This window comes from Pontivivens ytuae, from assembly GCF_015679265.1.
Classification (GTDB): domain Bacteria; phylum Pseudomonadota; class Alphaproteobacteria; order Rhodobacterales; family Rhodobacteraceae; genus Pontivivens; species Pontivivens ytuae.
The window spans coordinates 1123196-1142071 of the sequence record NZ_CP064942.1; the positions used below are offsets into that span (position 1 = coordinate 1123196).

Here is an 18876-nt window from a genome sequence, read left to right on the forward strand (position 1 = left end):
GGCCGTATAGCGCGGGAAGGAGATGGGTCATGCCGCGACCTTGCCGTGGCTGAGATGGATCCGGCGGTCGAGGCGGGCGGCGAGGCGATCGGAATGGGTGACCATCAGGAGCGCCGCTCCCGTTTCCGCCACCAGCTCCAACATCAGGTCGAGCACGGCGTCGCCGGTGTCCTCGTCGAGATTGCCGGTGGGCTCGTCGGCCAGCACCAGCGGCGGGCGGGCGGCAAGCGTCCGGCCGACCGCAACGCGCTGCTGCTGGCCGCCGGAGAGCTGTTCGGGCCAGCGCGCCTCCAGCCCCGCGAGGCCAAGGCGCTCGGTCAGCCGCGCCTGCCAGTCGGGATCGTGGCGATCGGCGAGACGGGCCTGGAAGGCGAGATTGTCCCCGACGCTCAGCGACGGGATCAGGTTGAACTGCTGGAAGACGAGGCCCACGCGGGTGCGCCGCAGCTCCGCCCGCCCGGGGTCCGAGAGGCGCGCGAGGTCGGTGCCGTCGAGCCGGATCGCGCCCCCCTCGAACCGGTCGAGCCCGGCGATGAGGTGCAGGAGCGTGGACTTGCCCGAGCCGGACTCGCCGGTCAGGGCCAGCGTCTCTCCGGCGGCGAGCGCGAGGTCCACGCCGCGCAGGACGGGCACCGGGCCGAAGCTCTTCTGCAGGTTCTCGACATTCAGCATGGCCGCTACCCTAATGCGTCGGGGCGCGGGGGCCAGCACCGCTTTGTCGCGGGCTCAGACCCGGCGCGTCAGGCGGTGAAAGCGCAGCGCCATGGCGGTGAAGCTCACCACGCTCGCCACCAGGATCCCTTGGTAGATGCCCATGAGGCCGCCTTCACTCCGGATCGCCAGCCACCAGCCGGCGGGCACCATGACGACCCAGTAGCTCATCATGTGCAGCGCCGTCGGCACCCAGGTGTCGCCCCGGCCTCGGCATGCATGGCTCATGACGGTCTGGTTGCCGTCAAAGACGAGCGCCAGCGACATCCACACCATGACCGGGGCGGCGGCGGCGAGCACCGTGGGATCGTCGGTGAAGAGGCGCAGCATCCCCTCGGGCAGGGTAACGTAGAGCAGCGCGAAGGCGAGGGAGGAGAGGGTCGCGAGGCCCAGCCCCGTCCACCCCGCCAGTGCCATGCCGCGCGGATCGCCCCGGCCCCAGGCATTGCCCACCCGCACCTGCGTCGCCGCGGCGATCCCGAAGGCGAGCATGAATGTGGTCGCCAGGAACTGGAACAGCACCGCGTGGGAGGCGAGCGCCAGCGTGCCGAGCCAGCCCACGAAGAGGGTCATCATGACGAAGGCCCCGGCCTCGAAAGAATAGGAGAGCCCGGCCCCGTAGCCGATCCGCCGCTGCTCGCCGGGTGAGGGCGCAGGCGCGGTCTGCCCGATCCCGTAGCGCTCCCGCCCCGGCAGGCGGTGGCGGGTATAGGCCCAGAGGGTGAGCGCCAGCAGACCGGAATTGATCACGGTGGCGAGTGCAGCCCCCTCCGCCCCCATCGCGGGAACGGGGCCGAGGCCGAAGACCAGCACGATGTTGAGCCCCAGATTGGTAATGTTGGCCGCGGCCACCGCCCACATGCCGACGAGGGGGCGGTGCAGCGCCTCCAGAAACGTGGTCGTGGAGAAGTAGATCGCGACGAAGGGCAGCGCGAGGGCGACAAGGCGCGTGACGTTGCCCGCACTCTCCGCCCGCTCCGGCGTCTGACCGAGCAGGCCGTAGAGCGGCTCGGCCAGTTGCAGGAGGAGTGCTGCCGCACAGCCCACCGCGGCGCCGTAGATCACCCCCCGGCGCCAGATGGTCCCGGCCGCCAGGTCGTCGCCCGCGCCGGTCACGCGCGCCGTCAGCACGCCGACACCCATGGTCAGGCCGGCAAGGGCGGCGAGCATGCTGTCGTAGATCGCGAGGCCGAGGGTATAGTCGGCAAGCTCCTCCGCCCCCGCGCGGCCCAGCACAATCACGTCCGCCGTCGCAAAGCCGACCAGCCCCAGCCGCGCCAGCATCACCGGCCAGGCGAGGATGATCGTCCGCCGGATGTGATCACCCAGCGTGTGGGACTGCAGCGCTGCTTCGGTCATGCCACGGGCTCTACAGGAGGCGGCCCGCCGCGGATAGGGGGCGGGTGCGAAACACCTGTTTCCAAAGGAGATACGGATGGATCGGCGCTGCCTCAGCTGAGGCCTTTCCGGAACGAGGGCGCCCGCCCCGGGGGAAAGGGGCGGGCGCATCCGGTGGTACCTCCGGCCGTCGGCAGGGGATCGTGCACAGCCCCTGCGACGCGCTGAAAGGTAATCCGCGTGCGGGCACCGTCAAATCCAAAACCCCTTGATAAAAAACGAAAATCGTCTCTATCGGGGACGGAGAACCGTGACACAGACGGGGGTTGCAAGACGAAGAAACCCGCGCCGAGCTCCGAGGCAAGACAACGGCATGACCGGGCCTGTCATTCGGCGAAGTGCTACGAATACGCACAAATCAGGGAAAGACATCGCGGCGACGTGTTGAGGCGTTTTGTTGAGGCGACGGGCCATTTGCCGTAGCCTCGGAACCGGGGTTAGGAGTTCAGGGGGGTCGCAATGGCCGTTTTTCGGATCGGTATCATCCAGTTCGACGATCTGTCGCCGGCGTTCTCGACGACGAACACGACCGGCAGCGGGATCCCGAACCAGAGCTTCACGGTCAATGGCAACGCCTCGCCGATCACGCTGTTCATCGATGACGACGACAGCGACTTCGACGATGGTTTCATCGATCCGCCGGGCAATTCGACGAACAACAACAATCAGCTCGTCGCGGAGCCGGTGACGATCAACGGGACCGAGTACGGGCCCGCGGCGTCCGGTGGCACGCCGGAGGATCAGGTCGAGCTCGAGTTTGCCTTCACCACCGACGACGGGCAGGTCTTCTACGTCGTGCGGATCAACGGGGTGAATGTGGGCCTCACGGGGCCGACGCTGCCCCAAGCCGGGCAGAGCTTCACGGTGGACAGTGCCAGCGATGGCGAGGACGAGCCCTATGCCAACCTCGCCTGCTTCGTCTCCGGCACGCCGATCGACACGCCCGCGGGCGCACGCGCCATCGAGGAGATCCGCCCCGGCGATCCGGTCCTGACCTACGACAGCGGTCCAATGGCGGTGCGGGAGGTCGCGCAGCGGACGCTGAGCGTGGCGGAGCTCCTCGCCCATCCGCACCTGCGCCCGATCCGGTTCGAGGCAGGCATGATCGGCAATGCGCGCCCGCTTCTGGTGTCGCCCCAGCACCGCGTGCTGCTGCGCGGGCCGCGGGCCGAGCTGCTCTTCGGCGAGGCGGAGGTGCTGGCCGCCGCCACGTCGCTCGTGGACGGGCGCCAGGTGACGCGCGCGGCGCTCACGGGGCCGGTCACCTATCACCACCTGATCTTCGACGCGCACCAGCTCGTGCTGAGCGACGGCGCGGTGAGCGAGAGCCTCGACCCCAACGGGGCGGCCGCGCAGGATCCGGCGGTGACGGAGTTCCACGCACTCTTCGGCCCGATCCCGCGGCCGGACCCGGGCCTCGTCCGCCCCTCGCTCACCCGCCGTGAAGCGCGGATGCTGATGCGCGGCTGAGCACCGGTCTCACGTGAGAAGAGGCCGCACGGCCGACCACGCCTCCGCATCGGCGATCACCTTGTCGCGGCAGAAGGAGTTGCAGAAGCCGATCACGCGGCCATCCACCTCCGCCAGACCGTCGGGCGCGACCGGGCGGCCGGAGAAGGGACAGGTCTCGTTGACCGCCGGGCCGTTCGTGGCCACCCGCGCCGGGCGGCGGGTGCCAGGCCAGTCGTGCGTCGGCAGATCGAGGTCGTAGCCGGGTTGCACGGAATGCTCGGCGATCCCCATGGCGCGCCAGCGACGGACGGCCTTATGGGCGAGATGGCGCTCGACATAGGCCTGCGCCTCCGCCCCGACCTCCAGCCCGTAGCCCGCAATCCGCATCGCGACCGGGGCGTAGAACACGTCGGCGATCGAGTAGTCGCCGAAGAGCCAGCCGGGCGCACCGGACCACAGGGCCTCCACCCGGTCGAGGTCGCGACGCACGGCATCGTCCGGCTCGAAGCCCTCGTAGACGTGGCGCATGTTCATCGGACAGGCGGAGCGCAGCGCGGTGAAACCCGAATGCATCTCGGCCACCATGGCCCGTGCGCGCGCCCGGTCGGCCGCCGCCGCGGGCCACATCCCGGGCACCTCCTCGGCCAGCGTCTCCGCCATCGCGAGCGTGTCCCAGATCACCACGCCGTCGCGCCGCATCTGCGGCACCAGCCCGCTGCCGGAGCCGAAATCGGCGAGGTGAGCGGCCAGCGCCTCGGAGAACATCGGCGCCTGGGTGACCTTGACCGGCGTGCCGAACGCCTCGAACAGCAGCCAGCCGCGCAGCGACCAGCTCGAATAGATGCGATCTCCGATCAGCAGTTCCCACATGATGCGTCCTCCTCCGCGCGAGGGTGGGCGATCGGAGCACGGCGCGTCCAATCAGCATTTGGCGGGTGGGCCGTCAGGGCTGGTGATTGATCCGGTCCACCGCCCACGGGCCGTCCAACCAGTCGAGCCGGGTCAGCGACAGGGGTGCCACGCGGAATGAGAGCGCCATGGCCGGCGCCATCCCGGTGGCGAGTGCGAGCGCCGCGAGGATCACCCCCATATGCGCCACCGCGATCACGTCGCCGCCCAGCGCATTCTGCCGCGCGATGACGGGGGCGAGCCGGGCGGTGAGGTCGTTCCAGCTCTCGCCCCCGGGCGGCGCGACATCGCCCGGCGCCTCCCAGAAGCGGCGGGCGAGAGCGGGATCGACCTCGTCATAGCTGCGACCTTCCCACGCGCCGTAATGGAGCTCGCGCAGCGCCGGATCCTCCTCCGGCGCCAGCCCCAGGGCCTGCGCGGTGTCCCGCGCGCGGGATAAATCGGAGGACAAAACGCGCGCCTCGCGCGGCAGGATGTCGCGCAGCCGGGCCAGCGGGGAACCGTCGCTCAGATCCGCCGGAAGGTCGGTCCAGCCGACCATCGTGCGGGCATGCGTCGGGCCATGACGGACCCACCACCACCTTGTCATTGCAGGACTTTCGGCATCTCGCCCTTCAGGACCAGCGGCAGGCCCGCGGCCACGAACAGCACCGTCCCCGCCTGGGCCGCCACCGCCTGGTTCAACCGGCCCTGCGCATCACGAAATTGCCGCCCGAGCGAATTGTCGGGAACCAAACCCATACCAACCTCGTTGGAGACAATGACGAGTTCGGCCTTCGTCCTCGAAATGGCACTCACCAAGCGATCCGTTTCCGAGCCCAGGTCGTACTCACCCAGCAGAACGTTGGACAGCCAGAGGGTGAGACAATCGATGAGAACGATGTTCGTCTTCGACACTGCCTCCAGGACCCCGACCAGATCGAGCGGTTCCTCCGTCGTGACCCAGCCGTCCCCGCGATCATTCACATGCTGCGCGATCCGCGCCCGCATCTCGTCATCGAATGCTTGAGCGGTCGCCACATACCACCAGGGGCCGGGATGCGCACGCACCAGCCGTTCGGCAATGGCGGATTTGCCGGATCGGGCGCCGCCCAGCACGAGTTTCACATTTGTTAGCATCTGATCGGCACACCTCATGCCGGTCCATCCCGGTCCGGCCCGCTCCTGCGGCGTTCGAACCTCATAACCTCACGCGGGACGTACCCGCAATCTCTGCCGACAGGGGAGTTTGGCATGGCACTTGATGATTCCGTTTCGCGGTCCGTCACCCGACAGGCTATGGGCGCAGAGATGCTGGATGCGGAGACCGAGCTGATGCTCGCCCGGGCCTGGCGCGACGAGGGGTGTGAGAAGTCGCTGCACCGCCTCGTGAACGCCTACATGCGCCTCGCGGTGTCGATGGCGTCCAAGTATCGCCGCTACGGCGCGTCGATGCCCGACCTCATTCAGGAGGCCGGTGTCGGCCTCATGAAGGCGGCCGAGAAGTTCGACCCCGACCGCGGCGTGCGCTTTTCCACCTACGCGGTGTGGTGGATCAAGGCGTCGATCCAGGATTACGTGATGCGCAACTGGTCGATGGTACGCACTGGCTCGACATCCTCGCAGAAGGCCCTCTTCTTCAACCTGCGCCGCGTGAAGGCGAAGCTGGAGCGGGAGGCGAAGGGCGAGGCTCACATCTCCAGCCACGAGCTGCGCGAGATGATCGCGGACGAGGTCGGCGTGCCCCTGCGCGACGTGGAGATGATGGAGGCGCGGCTGTCGGGCTCCGACTTCTCGCTGAACGCCCAGCAGGCCGGTGACGAAGGCCGCGAGTGGGTCGAGGCGTTGGAGGACGAGGGCCCCCGCGCCGAGGAGACCGTCAGCCACGATGTCGACCTCATCCGCGTCCGCGGCTGGATCGCCGACGCGATGGAGGCGCTGAGCGCCCGCGAGAAGATGATCGTGATCGAGCGCAAGATGCGCGACGACCCCCGCACGCTGGAAAGCCTCGGCAACGAGCTGGGTCTGTCCAAGGAGCGGATTCGCCAACTCGAGGCGCAGGCGCTGAAGAAGCTCCGCAAGCGGCTGGAGGCGGCGAACGGCGCCACGGCCGAGATGCTGGCACTGGCCTGACACGAGACAGGGAGCGGCCCGCCCGCTCCCTTCACATCTTTATAATTGGCCGCATTGCACCCTTGTGTGACGTGGCGTGAAGCCTAGCTTCGCAAGTATGCGTTTCGCGATCATCCTCCCCTTCGTGCTGATGACCGGAGCCGCCGTCGCGCAGGAGCAACGCGAAGCGGGGCTGGAGCTTGTGCTCCTCGCCGACGCCTCCGGCTCCATCGATGCGGAGGAGCTGGCCTTCCAGCGGCAGGGCTACGCGCTCGCCATGACCGATCCCAGCGTGATCAACGCAATCCAGAACTCGATCTACGGCACCGTCGCGGTCACTTACGTGGAATGGGCCGCCAACACCGCCGTCATCGCCGACTGGACCATCATCGACGGGCCGGACAGTGCCGCCGCCTTCGCCGCGGAGCTGATCGACGCGCCCCGCGGCGCGTTCGGCCGCAACGCGATCGGCACCGCCCTCCTCGAAGGCAAGCGCCTGATCGAGGAGAACGACATCTACGCGCCGCGTGCGGTCATCGACTTCTCCGGCGACAGCGTGCGCAACTTCTCCGGCGTGTCGATCGAGGATGCGCGGGCCGAGGTGCTGGCCGCTGGCATGACGATCAACGCCCTGCCGATCCTGACGCCGGAGGATGGGCGGCGCGCCAATATCGACCTCGAACAGCTCTACGCCGACCGCATCATCGGCGGCCCCGGCGCCTTCATGGTGACCGCCACCGGGCGTGAAACCTTTGCCGAGACGGTGCGCCGCAAGCTGATGCTGGAGATCGTCGGCCACACGCCCGAAAGCTTCGACGTGGTCTACACCGGCAACTGAGCCGCGCACGAACCCTTTGCATTCTGCACCGGCGCATCGAATAAGATTGGGGAAAATCCGCGAACGAAGGTCCCCCATGCGCCTCGCCCTTGCCCTGCTGCTCCCCCTCCTGGCCGCCTGCACCCCGCCGCCCGACTTCGCCGGTGAGGCCGATGTCGTCGTCATCGGGGAGGTGCACGGCGTCGCCGATCACCATGCCTTCCAGGCCAGCGAGGTCGCGCGGCTGCAGCCCGCGGCCATCGTCTTCGAACAGGTGCAGGGGGCGGATACGGCCCGCCTCAACGGCCTCCTGCGCCAGCGCGCCTCGACGGAAGAAATCGCCGAGCGCCTGAATTGGGAGGAGAGCGGCTGGCCCGATTTCTGGCTCTACCACCAGGTCATGCTCGCCGCGCCGGGCGCGCAGGTCGTCGGTGGCGGCGCCCCGGTGGATCTGGTGCGCCGCGCCTCGGTGCTGGGGGCCGAAGGGGTGTTCGGCGCGGATGCAGCACTCTACGGCCTCGACGAGCCCCTGCCCCCGGCCCAGCGCGCGACGCGGGAGCTGGAGCAGTTCGCCGTGCATTGCGAGGCGATCCCGCTCAGCGCCATGCCCGGCTTCGTCGAGGCGCAGCGCTTCCGCGACGCCCGCCTCGCACAGGCGGTGCTGCTGGCCCGCGAGCGGGTGAATGGCGGGCAGGTGGTGCTGATCACCGGCAACGGTCACGCCCGCGTCGACTGGGGCGTTCCGGCCGCACTGGCGACGGCCGCGCCGGAGCTCACCACCTTCTCCATCGGGCAGGTGGGGCCGGGCGACACCACGCCCTTCAACGACGTGCGCGTCGCGGACCTGCCCGACCAGGGCGACCCCTGCGAAGCCTTCGCTGAGGGCGGGACTTGAACGCGAGGGGTGCGAGGGCTACCCCTTACGTCAAGGGGACAGACATATGACCTCCAAGCGCATTCTTCTGATCGTCGGCGGCGGCATCGCGGCCTACAAGAGCCTCGAGCTCATCCGCCTGCTCACCGGCGCGGGCCATGCGGTGACGCCGGTCCTGACCTCCGCCGCCCAGCATTTCGTCACGCCGCTCTCCGTCGCGGCACTGGCGCGGGAGAAGGTGCATACCGAGCTCTTCGACCTCACGGCGGAGGCGGAGATGGGGCATATCGAGCTTTCCCGCTCCGCCGACCTGATCGTGACAGCCCCCGCCACCGCCGACCTGATGGCGAAGATGGCCACGGGCCGCGCCGATGATCTGGCGAGCACCCTGCTGCTCGCCACCGACACGCCCGTCCTGATCGCGCCCGCCATGAACGTGCGGATGTGGGACCACCCGGCGACCCAGCGCAATCTGGAGACGCTGCGCGGCGACGGTATCGCGGTCGTCGGCCCCAATTCCGGCGACATGGCCTGCGGCGAGTACGGGCCGGGCCGCATGGCCGAACCGGCGGAGATCCTGGCCGCCGTCACCGCCCATTTCACCGACGGCCCGCTGACCGGGCGGCACGTCCTCGTCACCTCCGGCCCCACGCATGAGCCCATCGACCCGGTGCGCTACATCGCCAACCGCTCCTCCGGCGCGCAGGGCACCGCGATTGCCGAGGCGCTGAGCAAGCTCGGTGCTGATGTAAGCTTCGTGACCGGCCCCGCCACCGCCCCGCGCCCCCGCGGCCCGCGGATCACCGAGGTGGAAACCGCCCGCGAGATGCTGACCGCCGTCGAGGCGGCCCTGCCCGCCGACGCCGCGATCTTCTGCGCCGCCGTCGCGGACTGGCACGTCGTCAACGCCGGCCCCTCCAAGATGAAGAAGGAGGCGGGCGGCCTGCCCGCCCTAGACTTTGCGGAGAACCCCGACATCCTCGCCACCATCGCCCGGCGGAACGAGAACCGCCCTCGCCTCGTCGTGGGCTTCGCCGCCGAGACCGATGACGTCGTCGCCCACGCCACCGCGAAGCGCGCGCGTAAGGGCTGCGACTGGATCGTGGCCAACGACGTGAGCCCCGAAACCGGCATCATGGGTGGCGGCCACAATGCCGTCACCCTCATCACCGAAGACGGGGCCGAGGACTGGCCGCGCCTCACCAAGGTGGAGACGGCGCGCCGCCTCGCCCAACGCATCGCGGAGGCGCTGGCATGAACGGCCTGAAACTCTCTATGCCCGGCGTGGAAATCCGCGTCACCCGTGCCGAGGGCGCGGATGTCGAGGTTCCGCTGCCGAGCTATGCGACGCCGGGGGCCGCGGGCATGGACCTCTATGCCAATTTCGGGGCGGACAAGCGGGCGCGCGGCATCACCCTGATGCCCGGTGGACGGGCGCTGATCCCGACGGGTCTCGCCATGGAAATCCCCCGCGGGTTCGAGGTGCAGATCCGCCCCCGCTCCGGCCTCGCCCTGCGCCACGGCGTGACCATCGCCAACGCGCCGGGCACGATCGACAGCGACTATCGCGGGCAGGTCTCAGTGATCCTGCTGAACATGGGGCATGAGACCTTCGACGTGAACCACGGCGACCGGGTCGCGCAGATGGTCCTCGCCCCCGTCACCCATGTGCAGTGGGTGGAGGCCAAGGAGCTGGGTGAGACCGAGCGCGGCTTCGGCGGCTTCGGCTCCACCGGGCGGAGCGATCGGGACCGGTGAGCGCCCTTCTCGGCACGCTCGCGGGCGGCGGGCTTCTGACATTGCTGCTGGCGGGCGGCTTCAGTGCCGCCTTCGCCATGGTCGGCGGGGCGGACCGGCGGCGGGCGCTGCGCATCGGCCTGATGATCGCGGCAGTGCTGGCCGCGGTGCTGTCACTCGATGCGGGTTTCCGCGCACAGATGGGCCAGTCGCTGGTCGCGGCCTTCTGGCTCGCCCTCGCCGCCGTGCCGATCCTCGGTTACGTCGTCCTCCTGCGCCGCCTGCGCCGCCGTGCCCAGCCGGAGGAGGCGCCGCAGCCCGCAGGCCTGCGCCTGATCGAGGACGATGCCGCCCTGACCGCCGACAGCCTTGCCGCGATCCGGGCCGAGAGTGCCGCCCAGCCCGGCTTCGAGCGCGAAAGCTTCTCCGTTGCCTGGAAGGACGAGACAGGTGCAGTGCGCGGGGCGGTGCAGGTCATCCGCGTCATGGAGCTCGCCGAGTTCCGCACCCTCCACGTCGATCCCGACTGGCGCGGCCGGGGCCTTGCCCGCGACCTCCTGCAGGGTGCCGAGGACGAGGCCCGCGCCCGCGGCGCCCGCCATGCCCGCCTCGGCACCTATAGCTGGCAAGCGCCCGAGCTTTACGAGAAACTCGGCTGGCGCGAGGTCGCCCGTTTTCCCGCCGGCACGGACACGCACCGCATCGAATACGAGAAGGCCCTGTGAGCTTCACCCCCGAAGAGCTGGAGCGCTACGCCCGCCACATCGTCCTGCGCGAGGTCGGCGGGCCGGGTCAGGCCAAGCTGAAGGCCGCGCGCGTACTGGTGGTCGGCGCCGGCGGGCTGGGTGCCCCGGCGCTGATGTATCTGGCGGCAGCCGGCGTCGGTACGCTGGGGGTGGTGGATGACGACGCGGTCAGCCTCTCCAACCTCCAGCGGCAGGTCATCCATGATACCGAAGCGGTCGGCGTGCCCAAGGTCGTGAGCGCCGCCCGCAGCCTCGCCCGGATCAACCCGCATGTGGCGGTCGAGGGGCACGAGACCCGGCTGGATGCGGCGACGGGGGCGGAACTGATCGGCGCCTACGACCTTGTCCTCGACGGCTCCGATAACTTTGAGACGCGCTACCTCGTCAACCACCTCTGCGTCGCGGCGGGCGTGCCCCTGATCGCAGCGGCCATGACCCAGTGGGAGGGGCAGATCAGCCTCTATCACCCGGCAGCGGGCGCCCCCTGCTATCAGTGCGTCTTCCCGGAGGCTCCCGCGCCGGGCCTCGTGCCGACCTGCGCCGAGGCCGGGATCGTCGGCGCGCTCGCCGGGATCATGGGCTCGATGATGGCGGCGGAGGCGGTGAAGCACATCACCGGCGCGGGCGAAACGCTGCGCGGCGCCCTCCTCATCCACGACGCTCTCTACGCCGAAAGCCGCCGGATCAGCGTGGCCCGCAGACCGGACTGCCCGGTCTGCGGCTAGGTCAGAAGAGCTTGCGGAACACCACCTTCGCATCGTTCGGCCCGTACCAGTCGCGCAGCCGCGCCTCTTCCTCGTAAGCAAGGGAGAGGTAGAGCGTGCGCGCCGGGACGAAGGCCGGTTCGGAGGATGTCTCGATGATGAGCATCCGTGCCCCGGCGGCGCGCACCGCCGCCTCGATCTCGCCGATCAGCGCACGGGCGAGACCTGTGCGCCGCGCGGCCGGGGCGACGCCGATGAAGCGCATGTTCCAGATGCCCTCGGCCATCGGCTCGGGCTCGGCATAGGCCGCCCCATCAGGGCCGGGCCCCGCGACGCGCCAGATCGCCTCGCCCGGCTCGGCGAGCTGGGTGGCGATCATGGCGCCGAACCAGTCGAGCTCGTCAGGCCGGAACATCTCCGTTCCGGCCGCGATTTCCCGGATCCGCACGGCATCCTCCGCGCGGGCAGGTCGGATATCGGTCGAGGTCATGGGTCAGCTCCGATTGTCGGCCTGCGCCCGCACCGAGGTGCGGCCCAGCCGGGTGATGCGATAGGACGCGCCGTTCCGCGAGCGGATCAACCGCTTGGCGCGCAGGCGGGTGAAGACGGCGAGCGTGCAATCGCTCAGCACGTTGCCGTCATGGGTGAAACAGGTCACGGCCACGACCTTGGCGCGGTGGTCGCGCTCATGCCGGATCAGGCCGCGCTGTGCCAGCACGTGAAGCACGCGCTGTTCGGGTTTCGAGATGTTCAAGGGAGTTTCCCGGAGTGTTCGTCAGCCACAGAAAAGCACCCGCCGCGGGGCGGAACGCTGGGATGAGGCCTGTCAGCGCAGGGGCCTCAGCGGCTGTGCCGGGTCTCGGACAAAAACACTCCGTCGGTTGTCGGCTTCCACATAGCGGCGGAGGCACGGGCAACCAAGGGCGAGACCGCCTCCGGCGGGCGTATTCCGGGAGAGTGATGCAGGGGCGCGGCGCCCTGCCCCGTCACTCTCGTCAAATACGCACCGCAGCAGGCGGAAACGGCGTCAGCCGTCCCGGCGGATCGTCTCGTTCTTCGGGTCGTAGGGGCTGTCCTCGGCGACCTCGGCATCCCACAGTTCGCGGAACATGCGGACCGTGAGCTTCGTGCCCGGTTCCGCGAGGTCGGGGCGGACATAGCCCATGCCGATCGACTTGCCGAAGGCGGTGGAGTAGCCGCCGGAGGTGAGGCGGCCGATCTTCTCGCCGTTGTGCAGGATCGCCTCCCGCCCCCAGGGGTCGGCATCGGCCGGGCCGTCGATCAGAAGTGTTACACATTTCCAGCGGATGCCGGTTTTCTGTAACATGTCCTTGCCGTGGAAGTCCTTGTCGAGGTCGACGAACCGGTCGAGCCCGGCCTCCAGCGGCGTCGCGTCCCGGCCGAGCTCCGTTCCGAAGGCGCGGTAGCTCTTCTCCTGGCGCAGCCAGTTCTGCGCGCGGGCGCCGACGAGTTTCAGCCCGTGCGGCGCGCCCGCCTCAATCAGCTTGTCCCAGAGGTGGGTCTGCATCTCGATCGGGTGGTGGAGTTCCCAGCCGAGTTCGCCCGTATAGGCCACCCGGATCGCCATGGTCGGGACCATGCCGAGCTCGATGTTGCGCATCGAAAGCCACGGGAAGCGCTTGTTGGAGAGCGCCGTGTCCGGCTCCGCATCCCGGATCAGGGCCTTCAGCACGTCGCGGGACTTCGGGCCAGCGAGTGCGAAGACGCCCCATTGGGTGGTCACGTCCTGCTCGTTGATGCGGCCGAACTCCTCCTCCTTTTCCCAGATCGCCTTGTAGAGGACATCCTCGTCATAGGCGTGCCAGGCACCGGCGGAGACGAGGTAATAGTCGTTCTCGGCCAGCCGCACGATGGTGTACTCGGTGCGCACGGTCCCGGCGGAGGTCAGCGCGTAGGTGAGGTTGATCCGCCCCGGCTTCGGCAGCCTGTTCGTCGTGAACCAGTCGAGGAAGGCGGTCGCGCCCGGCCCGCTGATCCGGTGCTTGGCGAAGGCGGTGGCGTCGATCAGGCCGACGCCGCTGCGGATCGCCTCGGCCTCCTCCTTCGCGTATTGCCACCAGCCGCCGCGGCGGAAGGAGCGTGCGGCGTGGTCGTCGAAGCCCTCGGGCGCGTAGTAATTCGGCCGCTCCCAGCCGTTCACCTGCCCGAACTGGGCGCCCGCCGCCTTCTGCCGGTCATAGGCGGGGGAGGTGCGCAGGGGCCGGGCTGCGGGCCGCTCCTCGTCGGGGTGATGGAGGATGTAGACGTGCTCGTAGGCCTCCTCGTTCTTGCGGGCGGCATACTCCGTCGTCATCCAGTCGCCGTAGCGCTTGGGGTCGAGGGAGGCCATGTCGATCTCCGCCTCGCCCTCGACCATCATCTGGGCGAGGTAGTGGCCCGCCCCGCCCGCAGCCGTGATGCCGAAGGAGAAGCCCTCCGCCAGCCACATGTTCTGCATGCCGGGCGCTGGGCCGATCAGCGGGTTGCCGTCGGGGGTGTAGCAGATCGGGCCGTTGAAATCGTCCTTGAGCCCCGCGGTCTCGGAGCTCGGAATGCGGTGGATCATCGACATGTACTCCTCCTCGATCCGGTCGAGATCGAGGGGGAAGAGGTCGGCGCGGAAGCTGTCGGGCACGCCGTACTCGAAGCGCGCCGGCGCATTGCGCTCATAGGGGCCGAGGATCCAGCCGCCGCGCTCCTCCCGCACGTACCACTTGGCGTCGGCGTCGCGGAGCACCGGATGCTCGCCATTCGTCTTGCGCCATTCCTGCAGGGCCGGGTCGGGCTCGGTGACGATGTACTGGTGCTCGACGGGAATGGCAGGGATCTTGATGCCGAGGAGCTTCGCCGTGCGCTGCGCGTGGTTGCCGGTGGCGGTCACGACATGCTCGCAGGTGATGTCCCAGGTCTCCTCGCCGGGGACGAGGTTGCCGCCCTTCTCCACCATGCGGCGGCAGTGGACGCGCCAGCCGTCGGGGGTCTGCGTGTAGCCGTCGACCTGCACCTTGCGCTGGATCTCGACGCCTCGCTGGCGCGCACCCTTGGCCATCGCCTGTGTGACGTCGGCAGGGTTAATGTAGCCGTCCGTGGGGTGGTAGATCGCGCCGACGAGGTCGTCGGTGCGCACCAGCGGGTAGCGGTCCTTGATGTCCTGCGGGGTCAGCCATTCGAAGGGGACGCCGACGCTTTCCGCCGTGCTGGCGTAGAGCATGTATTCGTCGAGGCGCTCCTTCGACTGCGCCATGCGCAGGTTGCCCACGACGGAGAACCCGGCGTTCAGGCCCGTCTCCTCCTCCAGCGTCTTGTAGAACTTGATGGAGTAGTCGTGGATCCAAGTCGTGGCGTAACTCATGTTGAAATAGGGGAGCAGGCCTGCCGCGTGCCAGGTGGAGCCGGAGGTGAGTTCGTCGCGTTCGAGGAGCAGCGTGTCGGCCCACCCGGCCTTTGCCAGGTGATAGGCGATGGAGGCCCCCACCGCGCCGCCGCCGACGACCACTGCCCGTGCGCTCGTTCTCATGTCCCGATCTCCTTGGCGTTTCGGATCGTTCTAGCGGGTCATGCGACGGGCGCGGTTCGGGCGGGCGACGGTTGGGGGGTGGAATGCGACCTGTGGTGCGGGGGATGTGGGGCGGTTGGTCCGTGGTGACCGTCCCGGCCGCAGCGCCGGGACCTTTCCGAGCCGATGCGCCCCGTCACAAAAGGCCCCGGATCAGGTCCGGGGCTGTATCAAGCAGAACCACTCTTCCGCCCGGCTGACAGGCCGGGCCGCGCCCGACCTCCCCCCGGAGGGCGCGTTGGCGATGTCATTCGCAGTATGAGCGCCGTTGATGCTTGAGGGCGCGGACGCTGAACAATTGTCACTCATGCGCCCTCCAGGTCGGGCGCGGCCCTCCACTCTTTGGTTCAGGCGGCCTGCTTTTCGGGCTGCACGATCTCCACGCCCTCCGCCCGCGTGACCCAGAGCGTCACGATGAGCGCCAGCACCGCGCCGCTGATCGCCGCGGCAAGCAGGGCCCACCAGACGCCCGCCGCCCCGAGGTCCAGCGGCCCGGTGAAGAGCCAGGCGAAGAGGGCGAGGCCCAGCCCGAGCCGCCACAGCCCGATCAGGAGGGGCCAGCGGGGTTGCTGCAGCCCCTGCAGCAGGTTCTGCGTCACGAAGATCACGACGAAGAAGGGCAGCGCGCCAGACAGGATCCGCAGGTAGGCGACCGCGTGGTCGACCACCGCTTGTTCGTCGTTGAAGAGAGCCACGGCGGGTCGGGCCAGCGTCCAGATCACCACCGCCCCCAGCGCCACGAAACCGAGCGCCACGGCGCCGGTCACGCGCACCGCGCGGCGCACGCGCTCCGGCTGGTCCGCGCCCATGTTCTGCGCCGTGATCGGCAACAGCGCAGTCGTCAGCCCGATCACCGGCAGCAGCAGGAGCTGTTGCAGTCGGAAGCCGACGCCATAGGCCGCCACTGCATCGGCGCCGTGGTTGCGCAGGAAGAACTGACAGATCACGCCGCCCAGCACCGTGACGTAGATCGTGCCTGCGGCCGGGACCACTTCGGCCATCAGGTCCTTCTGCTGTCCGACCTGCGGCAGAACGTCGGACCAGTCGAAGCCGCGCATGACCTCCGAGCGCAGGGCGTTCCAGCCGATGAAGGCGAGCACGCCGGTCTGGGAGACGACGGTCGCCACCGCGATCCCGTTCAGCCCGAAGCCGTCCCAGATCCCCGGGATGCCCCAGATGAAGAGCGGGTTGAGCCCGATATTCGCGACCGTGGCGACGAGCTGCGCCCGCTCCTGCGTGACCGTGTCGCCCTGCGCGGTCAGCGTCCCTGTCATCGCGTAGGTCACGATGAAGCCGGGGGCGGCGAGCAGCATGATCCGCATGTAGGTGACCGCGTCGTCCACGTAGGAGCTGCCACCGGCTACCGCGCGGGCGAGCGCGGGCAGGCCCCAATAGCCCGCCACCATCGCCACCGCGCAGGCCACGATGGAGGCGCCGATCGCCTGCGCGGCGGCGCAGGACGCGCCCTTTCCATCCCCCTCCCCGATCGCGTTGCCGACGAAGGCGGAGACCCCGATGCGGAAACCGACGCCCGTCGCGATGATCAGGAAGTAGAATTGGGAGCCGATGCCGAGGCCGGCCTGAGCCTCGGTCGAGATCTTGCCCGCGTAGAACGTGTCGATGACGTTGTAGAGCGTCACGAACAGGAGCGAGAGCGCGGCCGGGACGGCGACCGCGCGGATATGGCCGAGGATCGCGCCCTCGGTGAGGTCGCGCTCCTTCCCGCTCACGCCGCGAGGCCGCGTCCGCGCAACAGCGCCTCAGGCCCCGGCATCCGGCCGCGGAAATCGGTGTAGAGATCCTCGGGCGGGCGGGTGCCGCCGGCGGAGTAGATGAACTCCTCCAGCTTGTCGGCCATGCCCGCGTCGAAGACGTCGCCGGTTTCCTCGAACGCCTCGAAGGCGTCGGCGTCCATGACCTCGGACCACATGTAGCTGTAGTAGCCTGCGGAGTAGCCGTCGCCGGAGAAGATATGCGCGAAGTGCGGCGTGGCATGCCGCATCGGGATCGCGTCGGGCATGCCGATGCGCGCCAGCGTCTCGGCCTGGGCCTGCATCGGATCGGCGGGCGGCGCGCCGGTGTGGAAGTCGAGATCGACCAGCGCCGACGCCACGTATTCCACCGTCTGGAACCCCTGGCCGAAGGTCTCGGCGGCGAGCAGCTTGTCGAGCAGGTCCTCCGGGATCGGCTCCCCGGTCTCGTAGTGCCTGGCGTAGCCGCGCAGGATGTCGGGCACGCTCAGCCAGTGCTCGTAGAGCTGGGAGGGCAGCTCCACGAAATCGCGCGCGACCGAGGTGCCGGAAACGCGGGCATAGGTCGCCTCGCTCAGGAGGTGGTGGAGCGCGTGGCCGAACTCGTGGAACAGCGTGCGTGCGTCGTCGTAGGTTAGCAGCGCCGGGTCGCCCTTCGCGAAGTTGCAGACATTGGTGACGATGGGTCGGGTCGCCCCCTCCTGCGACTGCATGCTGCCGCACCATGCGCCGGAGCGCTTGCCGGGCCGGGCGAAGTAGTCGCCGACGAGGACGCCCATGTGACGGTCGCCCTGCCGGATCTGCCAGATGCGGGCGTCGGGGTGGGGTCCGGGTACGTCGAGTTCGTGGGCGGTGAGGTCGAACAGGCGGTTCGCGACCTCGAAGCTCGCTTCGATCATGCGGTCGAGGGTGAAGTAGGGCTTCAGCTCGGCCGCATCGAAATCATGCTCGGCGGCGCGCAACTTCTCCTCGTAGAAGCGCCAGTCCCAGCCTTCGAGCGGGTGGTTCTGGCCGTCCGCGGCGATCAGCGCGCGCAGGCGGTCGGCATCTGCTTCGGCCTTCGCCTTCGCGGGCTCCCAGACCTGCATCAGAAGGTCGCGGACGGCGCCGGGCTCCTTCGCCATCTCGGGCGCGAGCTTGAAGGAGGCGAAATCGTCGAAGCCGAGGAGCTGCGCGCGCTCATGGCGCAGCGCGAGGATCTCGGCCGCGATCTGGCGGTTGTCGGTCTCGCCGCCATTGGCACCGCGGGCGGTCCAGGCCGTCCACGCGGTCTCGCGCAGGTCGCGGCGGGTCGAGGTCTCGAGGAACGGCACGACGACGGAGCGGCTGAGGGTGAGCTTGTAGCCGTCCTTCGTCTCCATCGCGCGTTTCAGGTCGTCGGGCAGCCCGGCGAGGTCGTCCTCGGCCAGCATCAGCTCCCAGTCGCGCTCGTCGGCGAGCAGGTTCTGGGTGAAGGCGGTGCCAAGCTCGGCGAGCCGCTGCATGATCTCGGCCAGCCGCTGGCGCCCATCGGCGTCGAGGGCGGCACCCGACCGGACGAAGGAGCGGTGGTAGAGCTCCAGCACCCGCGCCTCCTCCCCGGTCAGCTCGTTGTCCTGGTAGAGTGCGTCGACCCGCGCCCAGAGCTGCTGGTTCTGGTAGACCTCGGAGGAGAAGGCGGCGAGCTTCGGCGACATCTCGCGTTGCAGCGCCTCGGTTTCGGGCGTCGACTGGGTGGCGGCCTCGTGGAAGAAGAGGGAGGCGGCCTTGTCGAGCGCCTCGCCCGAGCGTTCCAGGGCGGCGATGGTGTTCTCGAAGGTCGGCACCGTCTCCTGCTCCGCGATCTCGGTGGTGCGGGCGCGCGCCTCGGCCAGGCCCTCCTCCAGCGCGGGGCCGTAATGCTCGAAACGAACGGCGGCGAAGTCGGGCAGACCGTGCGGTCCGGTCCAGTCGGAGAGGATGGGATTGGTCATGTCATGGGGCCTTCTGCTGTGTACTTGAAGATGGCGGTGCAGGGGGCGGAGGCAAGCGGGCGTGTTGTCTCGTTGGACGTGCGGAGGGATGAGCGGGGCGTTTAGGTGCGGTGCCACCCCGGACTTGATCCGGGGTCTTTGGCTCCGGGGGTGCCGGGTTCAGGACGGTCCCGGCTCT

At 69.2% G+C, this 18876-nt stretch carries 17 protein-coding genes and 1 pseudogene; 8 read left to right on the forward strand and 10 right to left on the reverse strand.

Features of this window, described 5'->3' with window-relative positions; translation table 11 throughout:
• Window positions 1-27: 27 nt before the first annotated feature.
• Window positions 28-672, reverse strand: a complete 645-nt coding sequence (locus I0K15_RS05345) for an ABC transporter ATP-binding protein (protein WP_196104369.1) — start codon at window positions 670-672, stop codon at window positions 28-30.
• A gap of 54 nt (window positions 673-726) precedes the next feature.
• Complete coding sequence (locus tag I0K15_RS05350) at window positions 727-2070, reverse strand: MATE family efflux transporter (protein WP_196104370.1); 1344 nt, start codon at window positions 2068-2070, stop codon at window positions 727-729.
• 498 nt (window positions 2071-2568) lie between these two features.
• Between I0K15_RS05350 and I0K15_RS05355 the strand changes: the two genes are divergently transcribed.
• Entirely contained in the window at window positions 2569-3579 is a 1011-nt protein-coding gene (locus I0K15_RS05355; RefSeq protein ID WP_196104371.1) for a Hint domain-containing protein, read from the forward strand.
• 9 nt (window positions 3580-3588) lie between these two features.
• Here the strand turns inward: I0K15_RS05355 and I0K15_RS05360 are convergent, their stop codons facing one another.
• The 3 genes from I0K15_RS05360 to cobU all read right to left on the reverse strand — a co-directional run bounded on the left by I0K15_RS05360 (window position 3589) and on the right by cobU (window position 5577).
• Window positions 3589-4431 carry a glutathione S-transferase gene (locus tag I0K15_RS05360; protein WP_338420760.1) on the reverse strand — a complete coding sequence of 281 codons (843 nt, stop codon included), beginning with the start codon at window positions 4429-4431 and terminating at the stop codon, window positions 3589-3591.
• A gap of 73 nt (window positions 4432-4504) precedes the next feature.
• Window positions 4505-5059: a histidine phosphatase family protein gene (locus I0K15_RS05365; RefSeq protein WP_196104372.1), complete on the reverse strand. Its 555-nt coding sequence runs from the start codon at window positions 5057-5059 to the stop codon at window positions 4505-4507.
• Window positions 5056-5577 (reverse strand): bifunctional adenosylcobinamide kinase/adenosylcobinamide-phosphate guanylyltransferase, encoded by a 522-nt coding sequence (gene cobU / locus I0K15_RS05370; RefSeq protein ID WP_422394004.1) that lies wholly within the window; start codon window positions 5575-5577, stop codon window positions 5056-5058. Before cobU ends, I0K15_RS05365 begins: the two co-directional genes overlap by 4 nt.
• Window positions 5578-5703: 126 nt before the next feature.
• Between cobU and I0K15_RS05375 the strand changes: the two genes are divergently transcribed.
• The 7 genes and pseudogenes from I0K15_RS05375 to I0K15_RS05405 form a co-directional block, all read left to right on the forward strand.
• Complete coding sequence (locus tag I0K15_RS05375) at window positions 5704-6582, forward strand: RNA polymerase factor sigma-32 (protein ID WP_196104373.1); 879 nt, start codon at window positions 5704-5706, stop codon at window positions 6580-6582.
• 97 nt (window positions 6583-6679) lie between these two features.
• On the forward strand, window positions 6680-7399 hold the full coding sequence (locus I0K15_RS05380; RefSeq protein ID WP_196104374.1) for a DUF1194 domain-containing protein: 720 nt from the start codon (window positions 6680-6682) through the stop codon (window positions 7397-7399).
• 76 nt (window positions 7400-7475) lie between these two features.
• On the forward strand, window positions 7476-8273 hold the full coding sequence (locus I0K15_RS05385) for a ChaN family lipoprotein (RefSeq protein ID WP_196104375.1): 798 nt from the start codon (window positions 7476-7478) through the stop codon (window positions 8271-8273).
• 46 nt (window positions 8274-8319) lie between these two features.
• Window positions 8320-9510, forward strand: a complete 1191-nt coding sequence (coaBC, locus tag I0K15_RS05390) for a bifunctional phosphopantothenoylcysteine decarboxylase/phosphopantothenate--cysteine ligase CoaBC (RefSeq protein WP_196104376.1) — start codon at window positions 8320-8322, stop codon at window positions 9508-9510.
• Window positions 9507-10010: a dUTP diphosphatase gene (dut, locus tag I0K15_RS05395; RefSeq protein WP_422394005.1), complete on the forward strand. Its 504-nt coding sequence runs from the start codon at window positions 9507-9509 to the stop codon at window positions 10008-10010. Before coaBC ends, dut begins: the two co-directional genes overlap by 4 nt.
• 179 nt (window positions 10011-10189) lie before the next feature.
• Window positions 10190-10714, forward strand: a complete 525-nt coding sequence (locus tag I0K15_RS05400) for a GNAT family N-acetyltransferase (RefSeq protein ID WP_196105381.1) — start codon at window positions 10190-10192, stop codon at window positions 10712-10714.
• Window positions 10642-11460 (forward strand): annotated as a pseudogene (locus I0K15_RS05405) (HesA/MoeB/ThiF family protein); the annotation flags it as partial. The gene I0K15_RS05400 and the pseudogene I0K15_RS05405, both read left to right, overlap by 73 nt.
• 1 nt (window position 11461) lies before the next feature.
• Here I0K15_RS05405 and I0K15_RS05410 read toward each other — a convergent pair.
• The 5 genes from I0K15_RS05410 to I0K15_RS05430 form a co-directional block, all read right to left on the reverse strand.
• On the reverse strand, window positions 11462-11929 hold the full coding sequence (locus tag I0K15_RS05410; protein WP_196104377.1) for a GNAT family N-acetyltransferase: 468 nt from the start codon (window positions 11927-11929) through the stop codon (window positions 11462-11464).
• Window positions 11930-11932: 3 nt separating this feature from the next.
• A complete protein-coding gene (locus tag I0K15_RS05415; protein ID WP_196104378.1) occupies window positions 11933-12193 on the reverse strand; it encodes a YjhX family toxin in 261 nt (86 codons plus the stop codon).
• Between the two features lie 273 nt (window positions 12194-12466).
• Entirely contained in the window at window positions 12467-14956 is a 2490-nt protein-coding gene (locus I0K15_RS05420) for a GcvT family protein (RefSeq protein ID WP_196104379.1), read from the reverse strand.
• A gap of 386 nt (window positions 14957-15342) precedes the next feature.
• Window positions 15343-16725 carry an MATE family efflux transporter gene (locus I0K15_RS05425; protein WP_196104380.1) on the reverse strand — a complete coding sequence of 461 codons (1383 nt, stop codon included), beginning with the start codon at window positions 16723-16725 and terminating at the stop codon, window positions 15343-15345.
• Complete coding sequence (locus tag I0K15_RS05430) at window positions 16722-18698, reverse strand: M3 family metallopeptidase (protein ID WP_196104381.1); 1977 nt, start codon at window positions 18696-18698, stop codon at window positions 16722-16724. The genes I0K15_RS05425 and I0K15_RS05430 overlap by 4 nt, the downstream gene beginning before the upstream one ends.
• Window positions 18699-18876 lie beyond the last annotated feature (178 nt).